Source organism: Aeromonas sp. sif0611, assembly GCF_019218845.1.
GTDB classification, from domain to species: Bacteria; Pseudomonadota; Gammaproteobacteria; order Enterobacterales; family Aeromonadaceae; genus Aeromonas; species Aeromonas media.
The window spans coordinates 821,303-837,856 of sequence record NZ_JAHUWU010000002.1; the positions used below are offsets into that span (position 1 = coordinate 821,303).

14 protein-coding genes are annotated in these 16,554 nt (G+C 63.9%); 3 read left to right on the plus strand and 11 right to left on the minus strand.

Annotation, left to right across the window (positions count from 1 at the left end; all coding sequences use genetic code 11):
- The 4 genes from KW824_RS08675 to KW824_RS08690 form a co-directional block, all read right to left on the minus strand.
- Positions 1 to 1,359, minus strand: coding sequence for a CmpA/NrtA family ABC transporter substrate-binding protein (locus KW824_RS08675; protein ID WP_256351301.1), 1,359 nt, complete (start codon positions 1,357 to 1,359; stop codon positions 1 to 3).
- Between the two features lie 287 nt (positions 1,360 to 1,646).
- Positions 1,647 to 2,228: an ANTAR domain-containing response regulator gene (locus KW824_RS08680; protein WP_218409549.1), complete on the minus strand. Its 582-nt coding sequence runs from the start codon at positions 2,226 to 2,228 to the stop codon at positions 1,647 to 1,649.
- Between the two features lie 125 nt (positions 2,229 to 2,353).
- Positions 2,354 to 3,112, minus strand: coding sequence for a uroporphyrinogen-III C-methyltransferase (gene cobA / locus KW824_RS08685; protein WP_218409550.1), 759 nt, complete (start codon positions 3,110 to 3,112; stop codon positions 2,354 to 2,356).
- A 29-nt stretch (positions 3,113 to 3,141) separates the two neighbouring features.
- Positions 3,142 to 5,766 carry a nitrate reductase gene (locus tag KW824_RS08690; protein WP_218409551.1) on the minus strand — a complete coding sequence of 875 codons (2,625 nt, stop codon included), beginning with the start codon at positions 5,764 to 5,766 and terminating at the stop codon, positions 3,142 to 3,144.
- 318 nt (positions 5,767 to 6,084) lie between these two features.
- On the opposite strand from KW824_RS08690, the gene KW824_RS08695 reads away from it, so the two are divergent.
- A complete protein-coding gene (locus KW824_RS08695; protein WP_256351302.1) occupies positions 6,085 to 6,588 on the plus strand; it encodes an RNA methyltransferase in 504 nt (167 codons plus the stop codon).
- Between the two features lie 45 nt (positions 6,589 to 6,633).
- Here KW824_RS08695 and KW824_RS08700 read toward each other — a convergent pair whose 3' ends face one another.
- Complete coding sequence (locus tag KW824_RS08700) at positions 6,634 to 7,386, minus strand: ABC transporter substrate-binding protein (protein WP_218409552.1); 753 nt, start codon at positions 7,384 to 7,386, stop codon at positions 6,634 to 6,636.
- A gap of 202 nt (positions 7,387 to 7,588) precedes the next feature.
- Here KW824_RS08700 and KW824_RS08705 point away from each other — a divergent pair, with 202 nt between their 5' ends.
- Positions 7,589 to 8,020, plus strand: coding sequence for a universal stress protein (locus KW824_RS08705; RefSeq protein ID WP_005325997.1), 432 nt, complete (start codon positions 7,589 to 7,591; stop codon positions 8,018 to 8,020).
- A 73-nt stretch (positions 8,021 to 8,093) separates the two neighbouring features.
- Here KW824_RS08705 and KW824_RS08710 read toward each other — a convergent pair whose 3' ends face one another.
- The 6 genes from KW824_RS08710 to gpt form a co-directional block, all read right to left on the minus strand.
- The gene (locus tag KW824_RS08710) at positions 8,094 to 8,726 is read right to left on the minus strand and encodes a murein L,D-transpeptidase catalytic domain family protein (protein WP_218409553.1); all 633 of its coding nucleotides are present in this window, start codon (positions 8,724 to 8,726) and stop codon (positions 8,094 to 8,096) included.
- A gap of 150 nt (positions 8,727 to 8,876) precedes the next feature.
- On the minus strand, positions 8,877 to 10,130 hold the full coding sequence (locus KW824_RS08715; protein WP_218409554.1) for a glutamate-5-semialdehyde dehydrogenase: 1,254 nt from the start codon (positions 10,128 to 10,130) through the stop codon (positions 8,877 to 8,879).
- A gap of 142 nt (positions 10,131 to 10,272) precedes the next feature.
- Entirely contained in the window at positions 10,273 to 11,376 is a 1,104-nt protein-coding gene (proB, locus tag KW824_RS08720) for a glutamate 5-kinase (RefSeq protein WP_005325991.1), read from the minus strand.
- Between the two features lie 133 nt (positions 11,377 to 11,509).
- Positions 11,510 to 11,902, minus strand: a complete 393-nt coding sequence (gene crl / locus KW824_RS08725; protein WP_218409555.1) for a sigma factor-binding protein Crl — start codon at positions 11,900 to 11,902, stop codon at positions 11,510 to 11,512.
- 62 nt (positions 11,903 to 11,964) lie between these two features.
- On the minus strand, positions 11,965 to 13,233 hold the full coding sequence (gene frsA, locus KW824_RS08730) for an esterase FrsA (RefSeq protein WP_005325987.1): 1,269 nt from the start codon (positions 13,231 to 13,233) through the stop codon (positions 11,965 to 11,967).
- Between the two features lie 172 nt (positions 13,234 to 13,405).
- Positions 13,406 to 13,873: a xanthine phosphoribosyltransferase gene (gene gpt, locus KW824_RS08735; protein ID WP_005325980.1), complete on the minus strand. Its 468-nt coding sequence runs from the start codon at positions 13,871 to 13,873 to the stop codon at positions 13,406 to 13,408.
- A 949-nt stretch (positions 13,874 to 14,822) separates the two neighbouring features.
- On the opposite strand from gpt, the gene KW824_RS08740 reads away from it, so the two are divergent.
- A complete protein-coding gene (locus KW824_RS08740) occupies positions 14,823 to 16,274 on the plus strand; it encodes an aminoacyl-histidine dipeptidase (RefSeq protein ID WP_043130004.1) in 1,452 nt (483 codons plus the stop codon).
- The last annotated feature ends 280 nt before the right edge of the window (positions 16,275 to 16,554 follow it).

Consider the following 16,554-nt stretch of genomic DNA (forward strand, 5'->3'; position numbering starts at 1 on the left):
TCATTGCACCCGCTCATCGCCCTTGAGGCCGATGGCGAACTGCTGCAGATAGGCGTTGGGGTGGCGGCCGTCGTAGATGAGGCCGTCGATGAAGCCATCCTGGGGGCCGCGATAGCCCTGCTCGCTGGCAAAGTCGGGGAAGTCACTGGCCTTGAGCTTGCCCTCGGCGATCAGCGCCTCGGCGGCCTGGCGATAGACCTCGGGTTGATACACCGCCTTGGCCACCTGCTCGAACCAGGCGTCCGGCCTGGCCTCGGGGATCTGGCCCCAGCGCCGCATCTGGGTCAGATACCAGATGGCGTCGGAGTAGTAGGGATAGGTGGCGTGGTGGCGGAAGAAGACGTTGAAGTCAGGCACCTGCCGCTTGTCCCCCTTGGCATACTCGAAGGTGCCGGTCATGGAGCTGGCGATCACCTGCTCGTCGGCACCCACGTACTCGGGTTTGGCCAGCATCCTGGCCGCCTCGCGCCGGTTGCCGTTCTGCTCTGCATCCAGCCACCAGGCCGCCCGCAGCAGCGCCTTCACCAGCCGCACATGGGTGTTGGGGTGACGCTCGGCCCATTGCCGGGTGACGCCGAATACCTTCTCCGGGTTGTTGCGCCAGATCTCCTGATCCGTGATGACGGGCACCCCTATGCCCTTCGCGACCGCCTGCTGGTTCCAGGGCTCCCCCACGCTGTAGCCGGCGATGGTGCCCGCCTCCAGGGTGGCGGGCATCTGCGGCGGCGGCGTCACCGACAGCAGCACGTCCGCCTGACGCTGGCCCGAGTTGTCGCCGAGCTTGGGTGCGTAGAAGCCGGGATGCAGGCCGCCCGCCGCCAGCCAGTACCTCAGCTCGTAGTTGTGGGGGGAGACGGGGAACACCATCCCCATGTTGAACGGCTTGCCCCCCTGGCGGTACTCCGCCACCACCGGCTTGAGGGCGGCGGCGCTCACTGGCGGTGGCACCTCTCCTGCGACCGGCTTGGGCAGTTGGGTAGCCATGGCCGCCCAGACGCTGTTGGCCACCGTGATGGCGTTACCGTTGAGATCCATGGCAAACGCCGTCACCAGCTCGGCCTGGGTGCCGATGCCGATGTGGGCGGCCAGGGGCTGGCCCGCCAGCATCTGGGCGCCGTCCAGCTCGCCGTCGATCACCCGATCCAGCAGGATCTTCCAGTTCGCCTGGGCCTCCAGGGTCACGTAGAGTCCCTCGTCCTCGAAATAGCCCCGCTCGTAGGCCACCGCCAGCGGCGCCATGTCGGTCAACTTGATGAAGCCGAGTCTGAGCTCCTCCTGCTCGGGGGCACCCACCGCGGCCAGCACCGGCAGCGACAGCACCGCCAGCAGCATCCCCGCACATCCTTGTCGTCTTTTCATTCCAGTCCCTCGCTCGGTTCCCTGTTCCGGGCTGTCACCCTCCTGCCTCGTTGCAGGATGGCGACCAAAAAAAGCCCCACCGATCCGGGATCGGTGGGGCCTCTTTGCCCTGTTGCGAGTGACGGGCCCTGGGCGCCATCACTCCTTGTATGTTGGGTAATTCACTTTTCGTGCCAGATTGGCCAAGCCGCATCGGACGGCCTTTCCCGGCTTTTTCTTCCCTCCTTTTCCCCCCTGCTTGCCTCAATTAGGCGCAATTGCACCAAAACGGTTTGCCAGCGGGGCGCTCAGGCGGGCAATGCCTGCAGCAGTTGCCGCGCCAGCTCCCCCAGGCTCAGGTGGCGGCTCATGGCGGTGCTGCGCATCAGACGATAGGCCTGCTCCTCGTCCAGCCCCTGATGACGCATCAGGCGCCCCTTGGCCTGCTCGATGAGCCGCCGCTCCACCAGCTTCTGGCGCAGCTCGCTCTCGGTCTGCATCAGGGTCTGCACCATGGCGAGCTGGCTGCGGGCGATCCGCAGCCACTGCTCTACCGGCTCCCGCTCGCCGCAGGGGTGGGGCACCAGCAACACCCCCTGCTGCAGCAGGGCGAGCTGGGTATCACCCCCGAGCCGCTCGCAGAACAAGAGGCGCGGCATGTCGGGCCAGAGGGAGAGGCCGAGGCGCACCTCGGCGCCGAACTGGCGGCAGCTGACCAACAGAGCCTCCCCCTGCTCCATCGGGGTCAGCAGCTGGCGGGTGTCGAGTATCCTGGGCTGATGACCGTAGTGGCTGACCAGCAGGGCCAGGCGATTGGCCTGGCCCGGATCATCGGCGTGGATCAGCAGGCGGGAGGGGGGGCCGTCCTGGCCCCGGGGAAGAGTAGTCATGGCGCTCCTTGCCAACGGCTATCGCAACGTGTCTGCTGCCAATGCCGCAACATGAAGGCCAACTATTTGAATCTACCTCCTTTTTATCCATCAGGAGGTAGTGGGGGTAGAGGGGGAAACCCGGCTCAGGCTACCCGCTCCATGGTCTGGTTCAGCAGGGCCTGCAGCTCGGCGCCAAGGTTCACCACCTCCCCCATGATCATCAGCACGGGGCTCTGGCCGAGCAGGGCACGGGCGGCCTGCTCCAGTCCCTCCAGCCGGGCGTGATGGACCTGCTGGCGCGCACTGCACCCGGCCACCACCAGCGCCACCGGCAGATCGCCCGAGGCCCCCGCCGCCAGCAACCCCTGCTGGATCTGGGCCGCCCGCTCCAGCCCCATGTAGAACACCAGGGTATGGCCGGCCCGGGTCAACCCCTGCCAGCCCCGATAGTCCCCCTCGTCCATCAAATGACCCGTCACCAGGGTCAGAGAGCGGGCCAACCCTCTGTGGGTCAGGGGAATAAGAGTGCTGGCGGCGCAGCCCAGGGCCGCCGTGATACCAGGCACCAGCTCGGCCTCGATGCCGTGGCGGGCCAGGTGCAGCGCCTCCTCCCCGCCCCGGCCGAACACCAGGGGATCCCCCCCCTTGAGCCGCACCACCCGCTTGCCGGTGCGGGCCAGGGCCAGCAGCAGGGCATTGATCTCCTCCTGGGTGGGGCTCGGCTCGCCGCAGCGCTTGCCCACATCGAAGCGGGCCGCCCCCTGGGGGATCCGGGCCAGGATCTCGCCCCCCACCAGGCGGTCATAGACCACCACCTCTGCCGCCTCGATGCGGTGCAGGGCGCGCAGGGTCAACAATTCGAGGGGCCCGGGGCCCGCTCCTACCAGACTGATTTGGCTCATCGCACACTCCTTGTGTTGCTGCCCAGGCCTCAAGCCTGGGCGATATAGACATGCTTGATCAACAGCTTGTCGATCTCGGGCAGGCAGGTGCCGCAGTTGCTGCCGCAGCCGAGCAGGGCCTGCAGCCCCGCCAGCTCGCTCACCCCCTGCCGGGTGATGGCATCGACGATGCGCTGCTCCGACACCCGCAGGCAGGAGCAGACCAGCCGGCTCTCACCGGCCAGGGCCTGGCTCAGGGTCTGGCTCAGGGCCCCCGTCTGCAGCGGCGTGCCGAGCAGGCTGGCCAGCAGATCGACCTTGATGTCCGGTCGCCGCTCCCCCACCAGCAACAGGCCCTCGATGCGATCCCCGGCCAGGGCCAGGGCGAGCCAGCCCTCCTTCAGGGGGAGCCGCAGCCAGCGCCCCTGGGTTGCCAGCCGCTGCCACAGGAGTTCGGGGGCCTCTGACCAGGAGGCCAGCAGGGTGCAGTTGCCTTCGGGCAGAGGGCGTCTGGCCCACCAATCCACCGGCTCGCGCCAGTCCCGGCGGCCGCACCAGAGCCCCTGCCAACGGGTGGCTTGCGCCCTGGCCTGCACCCGCCCCTGCTTGAACATGGGCTGGCCGGAGAGGGGATCCACCACGGCGGCGATGAGGCGGTTGACCGCCCCCTGGCTGCACTGGCTGTCGGTCCAGTGCATGGGCAGGAAAGCCTCCCCTTCCCTGAGCCCCTCGTCCAGCCCCACCAGCAGCAGGGCCTCCCCGAGCTCGTTGTGAAGGCGCACCAGATCCCCCTCCCTGGCACCGAGCGCCAGCAGGCTGGCGGCACCCACCCGCACCCTGGGCCAGGGCTCGGCCTCCTGCAACCTGGGCACGTGACCGGTGCGGGTCATGGTGTGCCACTGATCCCGCAGTCGGCCGCTGTTGAGGAGCAGGGGGAGATCCTCCCCTCGGAGGACGGCATCATGCTGGGGGGGGAAGTGCTGGGCCAGGGGCAGCAGACGGGCCCGGCCATCCGGGGTGGCAAAGCGCCCGTCCTCGAACAATCGGGCCCGCCCCTGGTGCCAGTCGGCGTTGACGGGCCAGCTCAGGGGTTCCAGCGCCTCGAACTCGGCGCGGCTCAGACCCGCCAGCCCAGAGATGTCAAACTGGCGGCGCCCCTGGTTCTCGAAGCCGGAGAGGGCGGCGTGCTCGCAGAAGATCTCGTGCTCGTGCTCATAGGCGAACCCCTCGCCAAAGCCGAGCCGGCGGGCGAGCTGGGTCAGCGCCCACCAGTCTGGCCTGGCCTCTCCCGGCAGGGGCAGAAAGGCGCGTTGGCGACTGATAGTGCGCTCGGAGTTGGTAACCGTGCCGCTCTTCTCCCCCCAGGCGGCGGCGGGCAGCAGCAGATGGGCGAGGCGCGCCGTGTCGGTGTTGGCCGTCACCTCCGAGACCACCAGCAGCTCGCAGCGGCTCAGGGCTTCGCGCACCCGGTTGCCGTCCGGCAGGGAGACCGCCGGGTTGGTGCCGAGCACCCAGAGGGCGCGGATCTCCCCCCGGTGCACCGCCTCGAACAGCTCGACTGCCTTGCGCCCGGGCCCGCGCACCATGGTCGGACTCTGCCAGAAGCGCCGCACCCGATCGCACTCTTCCTCGCCAAAGCCCATGTGGGCGGCGAGCTGGGTCGCGAGCCCCCCCACTTCGCGCCCCCCCATGGCGTTCGGTTGCCCCGTCATGGAGAAGGGGGCCGCCCCCGGCTTGCCGATGCGGCCGCACATCAGGTGGGCGTTGATGATGGCGTTGGCCTTGTCCACCCCCTGGTTGGACTGGTTGATCCCCTGGCAGAACAGGGTGACCGTCTTGGGAGTGCGGGCAAACAACTGGTAGAAGCCCAGCAGATCGCTACGGGAGAGGCCGCAGCAGCGGGCCACCTCGTCCAGTTGCCAGGCGGGGTCGTCCAGCGCCGCCGCCAGCGCCTCGAAGCCGCTCACATGTTGCGCCACATAGGCCTTGTCCCAGCCGTCGCTGTCGAGCAGGTAGCGGCACAGGCCGTTCCACAGCGCCACGTCGCTGCCGGGCTTGAGGGCTAGGTGCAGATCCCCCTGCTCCGCCGTCATGGTACGACGGGGATCCAGCACCACCACCTTGAGCTCGGGGCGCCGTGCCCGCGCCTGCTGCAGGCGGCGAAACAGCACGGGATGGGTCCAGGCGGTGTTGGCACCGGTGAGCACCACCAGATCCGCGAGCTCCAGATCCTCGTAGCAGGCGGGCACCAGATCCTCCCCGAAGGCGCGCTGGTGGGCCACCACCGCCGACGACATGCAGAGCCGGGAGTTGGTGTCCACGTTGGCACTGCCCAGATACCCCTTCATCAGCTTGTTGGCGACGTAGTAGTCCTCAGTGGTGAGCTGGCCCGACAGATAGATGCCGATGGCCTCGGGCCCGGACTCGGCCAGGATGGCGGCAAGGCGCTGCGCCAGGGTGTCCAGCGCCTCATCCCAGCCGATGCGCTGCCCCATCCAGCGCGGGTAGAGCAGGCGATCGGGGAACGCCAGGCTCTCCAGCAGGCTGGCCCCCTTGACGCACAGGGCGCCGCCATTGGCCGGATGCTGTTCATCCCCCTGCAACTGCCAGTTGTCGCCCTCCCGGCTCAACCGGATGCCACACCCCACTCCACAATAGGCACAGGTGGTCTTCATTCCCTCGCTCCTTGTCGCCGGCGGCCCCCGGGGGCCGCCTCCTTGTCCTGTTGGATGACGGGCCCATAAAAAAAAGCGTCCGCCCCCCCTGCGGGGACGGACGCCTTTGTCCGGATGAGCCTCAGTCATCTTGTATGAGGAAGTGACTGCAAACCCCGCGCCAGGATGTCAGGTGCGCCACCATTGGGCGCCAGGGCGCGGGGCTGCGCCAGAGCAGTGCAACTGCTCCCTTGTTGGGCCCGCCGGACGGGAGTCGGCGCCACAGGCTGGGCAAGGGGCGCGCCGGGGGTATAATGCGCCGCCACAGAGGAGAACGAGATGAAAGAGTCAGGTTACGGCGCCGCACAGCGGGTCGATGTGCAGCCGGATGCGGCCCCCGATTATTGCGCCATCGGGCTGGTCAATCCCAAGTCACCGGAGAATGTGGGAGCCGTGATGCGGGCCGCCGGTTGTTACGGGGCAGAAGAGGTCTACTACACGGGGCAGCGCTTCGAGCTGGCGCGCCGCTTTGCCACCGACACCAAGCAGATGGTGGAGAAGATCCCCCTGCTCGGGGTCGAGGATCTGCTGGCGTTCGTCCCCGAAGGCTGTACTCCTGTGCTGGTGGATCTCATCGAGGGGGCCACCTCGCTGCCGGACTATGTGCACCCGGCGCGGGCCTTCTACATCTTCGGGCCGGAGGATGGCACGCTGGATCCCGCCCGCTTTGCGGCGGTGAAGGAGGTGATCTACGTACCGACTCAGGGTTGCATGAACCTGGCCGCTTCGGTCAACGTGATCCTCTACGACCGGCTGGCCAAGAAGCTGAGGGCTGAAGACTGAAGACTGAGCAAGAAGGTGATCCAGGCAGCCAGACACAAGGCCGCATCAATCCGGTGACGGTGCCAGTGTGCGCGCCCTCGCCTCCTGCTCCCTGATAAAGTCCCGGTAGTCGTGGTAGAGCCTGTTTTTCCGATAGATCTCCGCCAGCCTTCCCTGCCTGATCAGGGTGCGCATGCCGGGATCCCAGAGCCCATGCAGCTGCCTGCCCTTCTCGTTATCGGCGAAGATGGGGTAGGTCGGGATCCAGCGCAGGAAGACCTGAGCCAGCTCGGGTGGGAGGGCGCCCTTGGGGTAGAGGGCGCCATCGGTCAGGTAGTAACGGTAACGCCCCTTGAGCAACAATTGCAGTGCCGTGGTGTGGTTGTCTATCTCGTACCAGCGCATGGTCACCGGGATGTACTTGTCGAAGGCCCAGCCCCGCAGCCAGAGCACCTCCTGCTCCTTCAGGCTGGCCTCCCCGGTCCATTGCGGCAACCAGCGCTTCTGCATCACCACGGTTACGTAGTCGGCCGAGTCGGGGTAATCCGGCTGATGAACGCCTGCCACCTCCCCCCGATAGACCCCCATCGCCATGTCGCCCCCCTTCTGCGCCACCACCGCCAGCGCCCGCTTGTAGGGCACCAGATGAGGCTTTACTACATACCCTGCGGGTTCATAGATGGCGCGAACAAGGTCCAGATAGACCCCTTTGCCATCCCTTTGGCAGAAGCCGGGCCAGTCATCACAATAAACTTGCAGGGTGTCGGCCCGAACAGGCAAGACGAGCAGCAAGCAGCACAACAGGAGCGGACGAACCATGTACCAGTGTTTCCTCTAAGATGTTGCCGTCAGCAGGCGCTCACAGCCAGGCGGCACATTCAGGCATACAGATAGCATAGAAAGCCGTCGTGTCCGTTCATATTTTTCCTGATTTTGCGAGCGGGTCGAGGGTTATTGCCCCGTCGTTCCGTATCATGAATCATAAGATTCATTAGTGACCTAACTTGAGGGGAGCTTTCTCATGCCAACCATCAAATCCCTGCTCTGTCCCGTCGATTTTTCCGATATGTCCAAGGCCGTGCTCGACTACGCCGTCTTCATGGCCCAGAGCCACCAGGCCGAGCTCAAGCTGGTGCACGTGGTGGACCAGTTGCACGGCTTCGACAGCTACAAGATCCTGCACATGACCGCCATCGAGATCACCCACGAGATGGAGCGTCAGGCCAAGAGCCAGCTCAAGGAGCTGGTCGCCAGCCTGCCCATCCCGGCCAAGTTCGAGGTGCGCTTCGGCCGCGCCGCCGACGAGATCGTCCTCCAGGCGAAGGAAGACAAGGTCGATCTGCTGGTCATGGGCAGCCACGGTCGCTCCGGCCTCAGCCATCTGCTGGTGGGCAGCGTGGCGGAATCCGTGGTACGTCACGCCCCCTGCCCGGTGCTGGTGGTGCGCAAATAATCTCTCTTCCATCTGACAACCGAAGGCCAGCATTTGCTGGCCTTCTTGCCCTGTATTGCTCGGGGTACCCGCCTCAGCCGTGGGCATAGATGACACTACCCCCCTTGATGATGTCGATGATGGCCCTCGACTGCTCTCGCGGCAGGGCCGGGCAACCCCAGCTGCGGCCCAGCTTGTCATATTTTTGCAGATGCCTCGGGCTCGCATAGTCAGCCCCGTGCACGACGATGGCGCGCTTGCGGGCATTGCTGTTCTTGCCCGGACTCAGTCCGTCGAGGCGCAGGGAATAGCCGTGCTTGCCCTGATAGGTTTCGGCGGTGCGATAGACCCCGAGGGAACTCTGCCGGGAATTCATCTGGTTGGAGAACTGGCGAGCCGCCAGCTCCCCCGAATTGCGACCGTGGCTGACCCAGGTGTGGTAGAGCAGCTTGTGCCGCTTCACGTCGATGACGAACAGCCGGCGCATGGTCGAGGGCTTGCTGTAATCGATGATGGTGAGGATGGGTTTGCGCTTGTGGCGCACATCTTGATAGCCCCGCAGGGCCTTGCGGAACACCTGTTTGTCGAGCTTTCCCGCCAGACCCAGCTGACGGTAGAGATCCTGATCCCAGCTGGCGTGGCCCTGGCTGCTGAAGCAGAGCACCACCAGCAGCGGCAGCCCCAGCCAGAGGCGGGTCAGCCGCGCAATCCAATGCTGTCGCTTCATCCTTGAAGTCGCTCCCCTTCCTGATCTTGCGCCCTGAATGACGCCATCTTTCGCTGGATAGTTATATGCAAGCCACTGATAGTGCGCAATAAAAAACCACAAAAATGCCGACCAGAGTCGGCATTGACGGCAAGATGTTGATCGCCTTGCTCAGGCACGGATCAGATAGTCCGCCTGGCCGACCCACTTGTAGCTGGTCAGCTCGGTCAGCCCCATGGGGCCACGGGCGTGCAGCATCTGGGTCGAGACCGCGACTTCGGCCCCCAGGCCAAACTGGCCGCCATCGGTGAAGCGAGTGGAGGCGTTGACGTAGACGGCCGCCGAACCGGCACCGTTGACGAAGCGCTCCGCATTGGCCAGATCGTTGGTCAGGATGGCATCGGAGTGGCCGGCGTTGTGCTCGCGCATGTGGGCCAGCGCTTCGTTCACATCCGCCACCAGCTTGACCCCTAGGGTCAGCCCCAGCCACTCGGTGTCGAAGTCTTCCGTTCCCGCCTCGCACAGGTTGTCACTGCCTGCCAGCAGCGCCATGGCGTTGGCCGCCCCCACCAGGGTCACCTTGCGCTCGTTCATCAGTGCCACCAGCTGTGGCAGGAAGGTGGCCGCCACCTTCTCGTGTACCAGCAGGGTATCGAGGGCGTTGCAGGCGGAGGGGCGCTGCACCTTGGCGTTGTCGATGACCGCCAGGGAACGTTCCAGATCGGCGCTCTCGTCCACGAAGATGTGGCTGATGCCAAAGCCGCCGATGATGACGGGGATGGAGCTGTTCTCCTTGCACATCTTGTGCAGCCCGGCACCGCCGCGGGGGATGATCATGTCCACATAGCGATCGAGGCGCAGCAGCTCGCCCACCAGGGCCCGGTCAGGGTTGTCGATGTACTGCACCGCATCACCAGGCAAGCCCGAGGCTGCCAGCGCGCGCTGGATCACCCGCACCAGCTCCAGGTTGGAGTGGAAGGTCTCGCGCCCACCGCGCAAGATGCTGGCGTTGCCGGTCTTGAGGCAGAGGCTGGCGATGTCGATGGTGACGTTGGGGCGCGCCTCGTAGATGACGCCGATGACACCTATGGGTACCCGGCGGCGGGAGAGGCGAAGGCCGTTCTCCAGCACCCGGCTGTCGATTTCGGCGCCGACCGGATCGTCAAGGGAGATCACCTTGCGCACATCCGCCACTATGCCGGCGAGGCGGGCGGGGTTGAGCAGCAGGCGATCCAGCATGGCTTCCGACAAGCCGGCATCGCGGCCTGCCGCGATATCCTTCTCGTTGGCAGCCAGGATCTGCGCACTGTGCGCCTCCAGTTCATCGGCGATGGCGGCCAGCGCGCGGTTTTTCTGCGCCGTGCTGATGGTCGCCAGCTGATAGGCGGCCTCGCGGGCCGCCTGCCCCATTTTCTCCAGACTCATAACGTCATCCTTTTTCTCTTTCATAGGTACTGCTTAGAGCAGCACCATGTCGTCTCTGTGGCTGGCCCATGATCCCATAGCCATGGCCGCAGCCGTCGCCGTAGCCGTAGCCGTTGCGGCAGGGTCTATCAGGGCCGACTACTCACAACAGCACCATATCATCCCGGTGGATGGCAACGGCGCCATAGCCGTAACCCAGCACGGCCTCTATCTGATCCGAGTGTACGCCCCGCAGCTTCTCAAGCTCCAGATGATCGTAACGGCAGATGCCGCGGGCCAGCTCACCCCCCTGGGGGCCCAGGATCCGCACCACGTCGCCACGGACGAAGTCTCCCTTGACCGCGACTATGCCCTTGGGCAGCAGGCTGGAGCCCTTCTCCTGCATGGCGGCCACTGCCCCCTGATCCACCTGGACTTCGCCGTGAGGGGGCGGCCCTGCCAGGATCCAGCTCTTGCGCCCTTCCAGCGGCGAGGCCAGTGCCGGGAACAGGGTGCCCACCCGCTCGCCAGCGGCAAGGCGACCGATCACTTCCGGGATCTGGCCGGTGGCGATCACCACGTTGACCCCGGCGCGGCGCGCCACGTCGGCGGCCTGCAGCTTGGTGGCCATGCCGCCGGTGCCCAGACCGCTGACGCTGTCACCGGCGAGGGATCGCAGGGTGTCGTCTATGGTCTGCACCTCTTCGATGAGCTGGGCATCCGGGTTGGTGCGAGGATCCGCGGTGAAGAGCCCCTTCTGGTCGGTCAGCAGGATCAGCAGATCCGCATCCGCCAGGATGGCGGCGCGGGCGGAAAGGTTGTCGTTGTCCCCCACCTTGATCTCGGCGGTGGCCACGGCGTCGTTTTCGTTGATGACGGGGATGATACGGTGATCGAGCAGGGTACGCAGGGTGTCACGGGCATTGAGGTAACGTTCCCTGTCCTCCAGATCGGCGCGGGTCAGCAACATCTGGCCGATGTGCAGACCATAGAGGTTGAACAGGTCCTGCCAAACCCGGATCAACTGGGTCTGACCGACTGCCGCCAGCATCTGCTTGTTGGGCAGGGTCGGCGCCAGCGGAGGATGTCCCAGATGCTCACGTCCAGCGGCGATGGCGCCAGAGGTCACCAGCACGACACGGTGCCCGTGTCGATGCAGGGCGGCACACTGCCTGACCAGCTCCACCATGTGGGCACGATTGAGATGGGCAGATCCCCCGGTGAGCACGCTGGTGCCCAATTTGACGACTATGGTTCTGTTTTCCATGGGAACAAAGGGTCAGAAAAGTAAGGAATCCCTTTATACCCACGGCCCTGTTGCCCTGCAAGGCAATTAAGCCTCACAGCTGTCATGGCAAAGAGGGGGCCCCGCGGATCGATGACCACAGGGCCTAGGCGGATCAGGCCGCCGTCACGTTCAGCTCGTTGGTGACCTGCTTGGCAGGAGACAAGGTGCACTCCAGCAGGGTCAGCTTGCCGCTGATGAGTTTGTAGAAGTGGTTGAGGGTTCGTTCGACCTCAGCCTGGTGCTTCTTGGGCAGCGGCTTGTCGAGCCACACCCCGTCCGCATTGTAGAAGCCGACCTGATAGTGATAGCTGAAGCTGTGGTCCTCCTGCTCCAGCACCAGCCACCAGCCCCAGAACTCCCGCTTGTCCGGCGCCGGTTTGGCACTGACACAGACGGAAAGGCAGTCGAAGCGGTAGCGTCCCTCTTCGCACAGATCCTCGCGCAGATAGGGGCCAATGGCCGCGAATTGCCTCAGCAATCGCTTGTAGGTCACTCTTTCTGACATGCTAACCTCCCTGTTGAACAAGCCATACCATCACATGGTGATGTTACATTTTTAGTTCTATATCATGTACATAAGTGTTTCTTTAGCCAATCTACCGTCTCTTTGAGCGCCTCGTCATACACCTCGAGCAGAGGCTGTTTGTCAAACACCACTGCCTTGCCATTGCGGCTGGCGGAGGCCAGGGCCCGGACATCCGGCTCGGGACAAATGAAGTCACGCTTGTGGCCAATGCTCAGGATGGGCACAGAGGTGCGACTCCCCAGCAACCCCTGGGTCTTGAGGGAGAAGACCTGGCACTTGGTACGCAGCAGATCCCACTGGGCGGCATCGGCCCCCAGGCGATTCGCCAGCCCGTCCCGCATCATGCGCGGACAACGGGCAAACATCTCCTGATTGGTAAACACCTGATTGATGCCGGCCCCGATGCAGACCACAGTCCTGAGCTTGAAGGGCTCGATGAAGGCGAGGCGTGCTGCCACATTGCCGGCGAGGCGGAATCCCACCATGGCGATGCGCTGATGATCGACCCAGGCCACCTCGGAGAGGTGGTTGAGCACCGCCTGGTGCAGGCGACTGGTGTCCTGCACCAGCGGCCAGTGCTCCGCATAGCCGGTTCCCGGCATATCCAGCGACAGCATGCCGATGCCGTGGGGCTCGAGGCACTTGAAGTAGAAGTTGAGGAAGTCGACCTGGAGGGCGTCGATGCCGCCACTGACGATGACCAGAGGCACAGGCTTGTCGGTGGTGGGCAGGTGCAGATAACCCTGAATGGTCTTGCCCCGGAACGGGACCTGCAGCTCCTTGAGGGGCACCTTGAACAGCCTGCCTGCCTCGCGGTAGGCCATGTTGCAGAGCAACTGGGCCTGATCCGCCAGCTCGTCATTCTTGAGGTGGGGGTAGCTCGCGATGGAGTAGTAGCGCACCGCCTTGAGCAGGTTTTTCAACGCTCCGGCGGCATCGCCCTGGCTCACCAGCTCGCGCCCGGCATTGAAATAGCGGCCAGCCAGCTGGCTCCACTCATAGACCCAGTTGCCGGGCACATAGCCCTTGATGGTATCCAGATAGCGCTCATGGCTGCGTTCCCCCTGCCCCATGGCGATGCGGGCCAGGGTCTGCTCCACCTCCACCGGATCCGCCCCCTGCCAGGCCCAGGTCGGCCGGCGCAGCAGGCGATACCAATGGGGCGACAGGGCGCCGTCGATGAAACTCTCGGCCAGGGAGCTGTCCTGCTCTTCGACCGGGCTGGAGTTGGATATTTCGGAGGTTTCCAATACCTTTTTGACCCGGGTGAACAGCTTTTCCGTCAGGTTGGTATCGTCGTTTGGTTCCAAGATGGTGACTCTTCTGTCTCAAACAATGGCCCATCTTAACCACTTTTCACCGCAGGCAGCCACATCATAAACACATAAGGCCCCAAACAGGGGCCTTATGAAACCGTCTTGCCATCGGCGCGAGCAACCCGCCCCCGCAGCAGTCAGGGGCGGTGCGCCAAGGCAGCGGCAATTACTCCTCGTCGCAGATCGGGTTGGCAAACTCCAGCGCCATGTCCCAGGGCTGCTCAATCCAGGTGTCCTGCGGGATAGCGACCTCGAAGTCATCCACCAGCGGCTCACCCATCGGCTTGGCGAAGATGGTGATGAACTTGGCCTTGGGATAGAGGTCACGGATCGCCTTGGCGGTACCACCGGTGTCCACCAGATCGTCTACCACCAGCCAGCCTTCGCCGTCACCGGCGGTGGTGGCGGCCTTGACGACCACCAGCTCACGCTGGCTGTTGTGGTCATAGCTGGAGATGCAGAGGGTTTCGACGTTGCGAATTCCAAGTTCGCGGGCCATCAGGGCGGCAGGCACCAGGCCACCACGGCTGACCGCGATGATCCCTTTCCACTGGCTGACGGGCAGTTGACGACGGGCCAGACGGCGCGCTTCACGTTGCAGGTTATCCCACGACACATAGAACTTTTTTGGCATGCTATCGATCTCAACGAGTTATAAAGGCAATCACTTAAGGCGTAAGAGTCCCGGCAGACACACGGGATCCGGTGAATTCTGGCCCCCGTTTCCCGAATTTTGCTTGCACTTTTGCGGCCTCAGGAGTGAACCCTCGGCAGCAAAAAGCAGATGCATTGAAAACAGGACGGGCATGGCTGGCGGCCATATCGATCGAAACCCAGACCTCAGGCCAGCTGTTGGGCCGGTATGATAGCACCCTTTGCAGATAAAATGACTGGCAAACGTATGCGAAAAACAGGAAAAATCGGTCATCTCCTGCCTGCTTCGCCTCCCCTCGGGGCTCGGCCCTCGTCAACAGGGTGCTCATTTGAAGGGCAAACCTCGAATTTCGGGTAAAAAAATAGCAGGGGGAGGATGACACCCTCACACACCTGCTGCTTTTCTGCTTTCTCTGTCAGCCTGGCTGACTGCCCGGCTTAACGGCGACCGGCGTAGGGGTTCGGATAGTTGAAACCCTGGGTATAGAGGGACTGGGCAAACCAATAGGTTGAATTGCTGCCTGACATAATGAACTCCTGATTGCTTAACAAGTTACGTACCTTTAATGCGGGTTCAAATCCTTGAACAGACACTCGGTTCCGTGGAGGCGCACTTGCTTTGCTTCGGTTCCTTGGAGGCATTGATTGTCGTCCTGACAAGTGGTTGACCCACGGCGGCTAATTTACCACCCGGCGGCGAAAAGACAATATTTTTGTGATGCACGTCACGAATTTCATCTTCTGCTGGTACACACAGGCAAGGCAGTCATGTTCGCCATTCTGGCTCCCTTTATCAGCACAAGCAGACCGCAATCAGACCGCAATTTGCGCAGATCGCTCACATTTTTGTGTGATTGACTGTATTATCGTTACCCTCTTCTGTGGCCCACTGGGCCCTGTCCATTTCCGTGCTGGTAAGGAGTCCCGACGTGGCACAGCTTAGTTCTCTGTCTCCCAAGTTGATTTGGCAATTCTTCGAGCAGATCTGCTCCATTCCCCACCCCTCCAAGCACGAGGCCAAGTTGAGCGCCTGGATAGTGCAGTGGGCCCAGGGAGAAGGCCTGGCGGTCAAGCAAGACGCCGTGGGCAACATCATCATCAAGAAGCCGGCCACCCCGGGGATGGAAAACCGCAAGGCCGTGGTGCTGCAGGCACACATCGACATGGTGCCCCAGGCCAATGCCGACACCCAGCACGACTTCACCAAAGACCCTATCGATGCCTATATCGACGGTGAATGGGTCACCGCCCGTGGCACCACCCTGGGCGCCGACAACGGCATGGGCATGGCAGGCTGCCTGGCCGTGCTGGCGGACAAGACCATCAAGCACGGCCCGCTGGAAGTGCTGCTGACCACCGACGAAGAGACAGGTATGACAGGCGCCTTCGGCCTGGAGGCGGGCTGGCTGGAAGGCGAGATCCTGCTCAACACCGACTCCGAAGAGGATGGCGAGGTCTACATGGGCTGCGCCGGCGGCGTGGATGCCAATATCCGCTTCCCGCTGGAGCAAGTCGCCGCCACTGAAGGGGAAGGCTTCGAGCTGCAGGTGAAGGGGCTGCGGGGCGGTCACTCCGGGGTCGACATTCACCGCGGTCGTGGCAACGCCAACAAGCTGCTGGTGCGCCTGCTCAAGGCCGCCGAGCCGCTGGGGGTGCGTCTGGCCGAGATAAGCGGCGGTACCCTGCGCAACGCCATCCCCCGCGAAGCCCGCGCCACCCTGCTGGTGCCCACCGCCAGCGTCAGTGAGTTCAAGGCCCTGGTTGACCGCTACGCCGGCATCTACCAGAGCGAGCTGGCCGCCACCGAGGCGAACCTCACCGTGCTGCTAAACGGCCGGGACACGCCCGCCAAGCTGATGAGCGAATCCCTCCAGACCCGCCTGCTGGACGCCCTGGTGGCCTGCCCCAACGGGGTGATGCGCATGAGCGACGCCATCCCGGGCGTCACCGAGACCTCCACCAACCTCGGCGTCATCAAGACCCTGGAGGGCGAGGTGTATGTGCAGTGCCTGATCCGCTCCCTGATCGACTCCGGTCGCGAGAGCGTCGAGCAGATGACCCGTTCCCTGTTCAGCCTGGCAGGCGCCAGCTGTGAGTTCACCGGCGCCTACCCGGGCTGGGCACCGAACGTGGACTCCCCCGTCATGGCCCTGGTGCGCAGCAGCTACCAGACCCTGTTCGGCGAGATGCCGAACGTCATGGTGATCCACGCCGGCCTCGAGTGCGGTCTGTTCAAGAGCGCCTACCCGGATTGGGACATGGTCTCCTTCGGCCCGACCATCCGCGGCGCCCACGCGCCGGGCGAGAAGGTACACATCCCGGCGGTCGAGCGCTTCTGGCAACTGCTGGTCCACGTGCTGGAGCAGATCCCGGCCAAGTAAGCACCGCCTCCCCTGCCGCTTCATGCCCCGCCCAGTGCGGGGCATGTCATTGGGGCTGTGCCCCTGCTCTCCCTGCATTGCCTCCCTTCATTGCCCTGCTGATCCCCCCTTGAAATCGTATCCATAAGCAACCCTGGATTTGAAAACCTTTTCCATGATTTATGTAAATTTACAACACAATAAGTTGATCGAGATCACAAAAACCTCTAGCATCAAAGTGTGACCAAGGTCACATGAAGCAATAAGCAACAGAACAAAGAGGTAAGACTATGTTTGAGAA

Bases quoted from the DNA above. Each gene is read 5' to 3' on its own strand.
- KW824_RS08680 (WP_218409549.1), bottom strand. From the start codon at position 2,228: ATGACTACTCTTCCCCGGGGCCAGGACGGCCCCCCCTCCCGCCTGCTG.
- KW824_RS08700 (WP_218409552.1), bottom strand. From the start codon at position 7,386: ATGGTTCGTCCGCTCCTGTTGTGCTGCTTGCTGCTCGTCTTGCCTGTT.
- KW824_RS08695 (WP_256351302.1), top strand. From the start codon at position 6,085: ATGAAAGAGTCAGGTTACGGCGCCGCACAGCGGGTCGATGTGCAGCCG.
- KW824_RS08705 (WP_005325997.1), top strand. From the start codon at position 7,589: ATGCCAACCATCAAATCCCTGCTCTGTCCCGTCGATTTTTCCGATATG.
- cobA (WP_218409550.1), bottom strand. From the start codon at position 3,112: ATGAGCCAAATCAGTCTGGTAGGAGCGGGCCCCGGGCCCCTCGAATTG.
- KW824_RS08675 (WP_256351301.1), bottom strand. From the start codon at position 1,359: ATGAAAAGACGACAAGGATGTGCGGGGATGCTGCTGGCGGTGCTGTCG.
- gpt (WP_005325980.1), bottom strand. From the start codon at position 13,873: ATGCCAAAAAAGTTCTATGTGTCGTGGGATAACCTGCAACGTGAAGCG.
- crl (WP_218409555.1), bottom strand. From the start codon at position 11,902: ATGTCAGAAAGAGTGACCTACAAGCGATTGCTGAGGCAATTCGCGGCC.
- proB (WP_005325991.1), bottom strand. From the start codon at position 11,376: ATGGAAAACAGAACCATAGTCGTCAAATTGGGCACCAGCGTGCTCACC.
- KW824_RS08715 (WP_218409554.1), bottom strand. From the start codon at position 10,130: ATGAGTCTGGAGAAAATGGGGCAGGCGGCCCGCGAGGCCGCCTATCAG.
- KW824_RS08690 (WP_218409551.1), bottom strand. From the start codon at position 5,766: ATGAAGACCACCTGTGCCTATTGTGGAGTGGGGTGTGGCATCCGGTTG.
- KW824_RS08710 (WP_218409553.1), bottom strand. From the start codon at position 8,726: ATGAAGCGACAGCATTGGATTGCGCGGCTGACCCGCCTCTGGCTGGGG.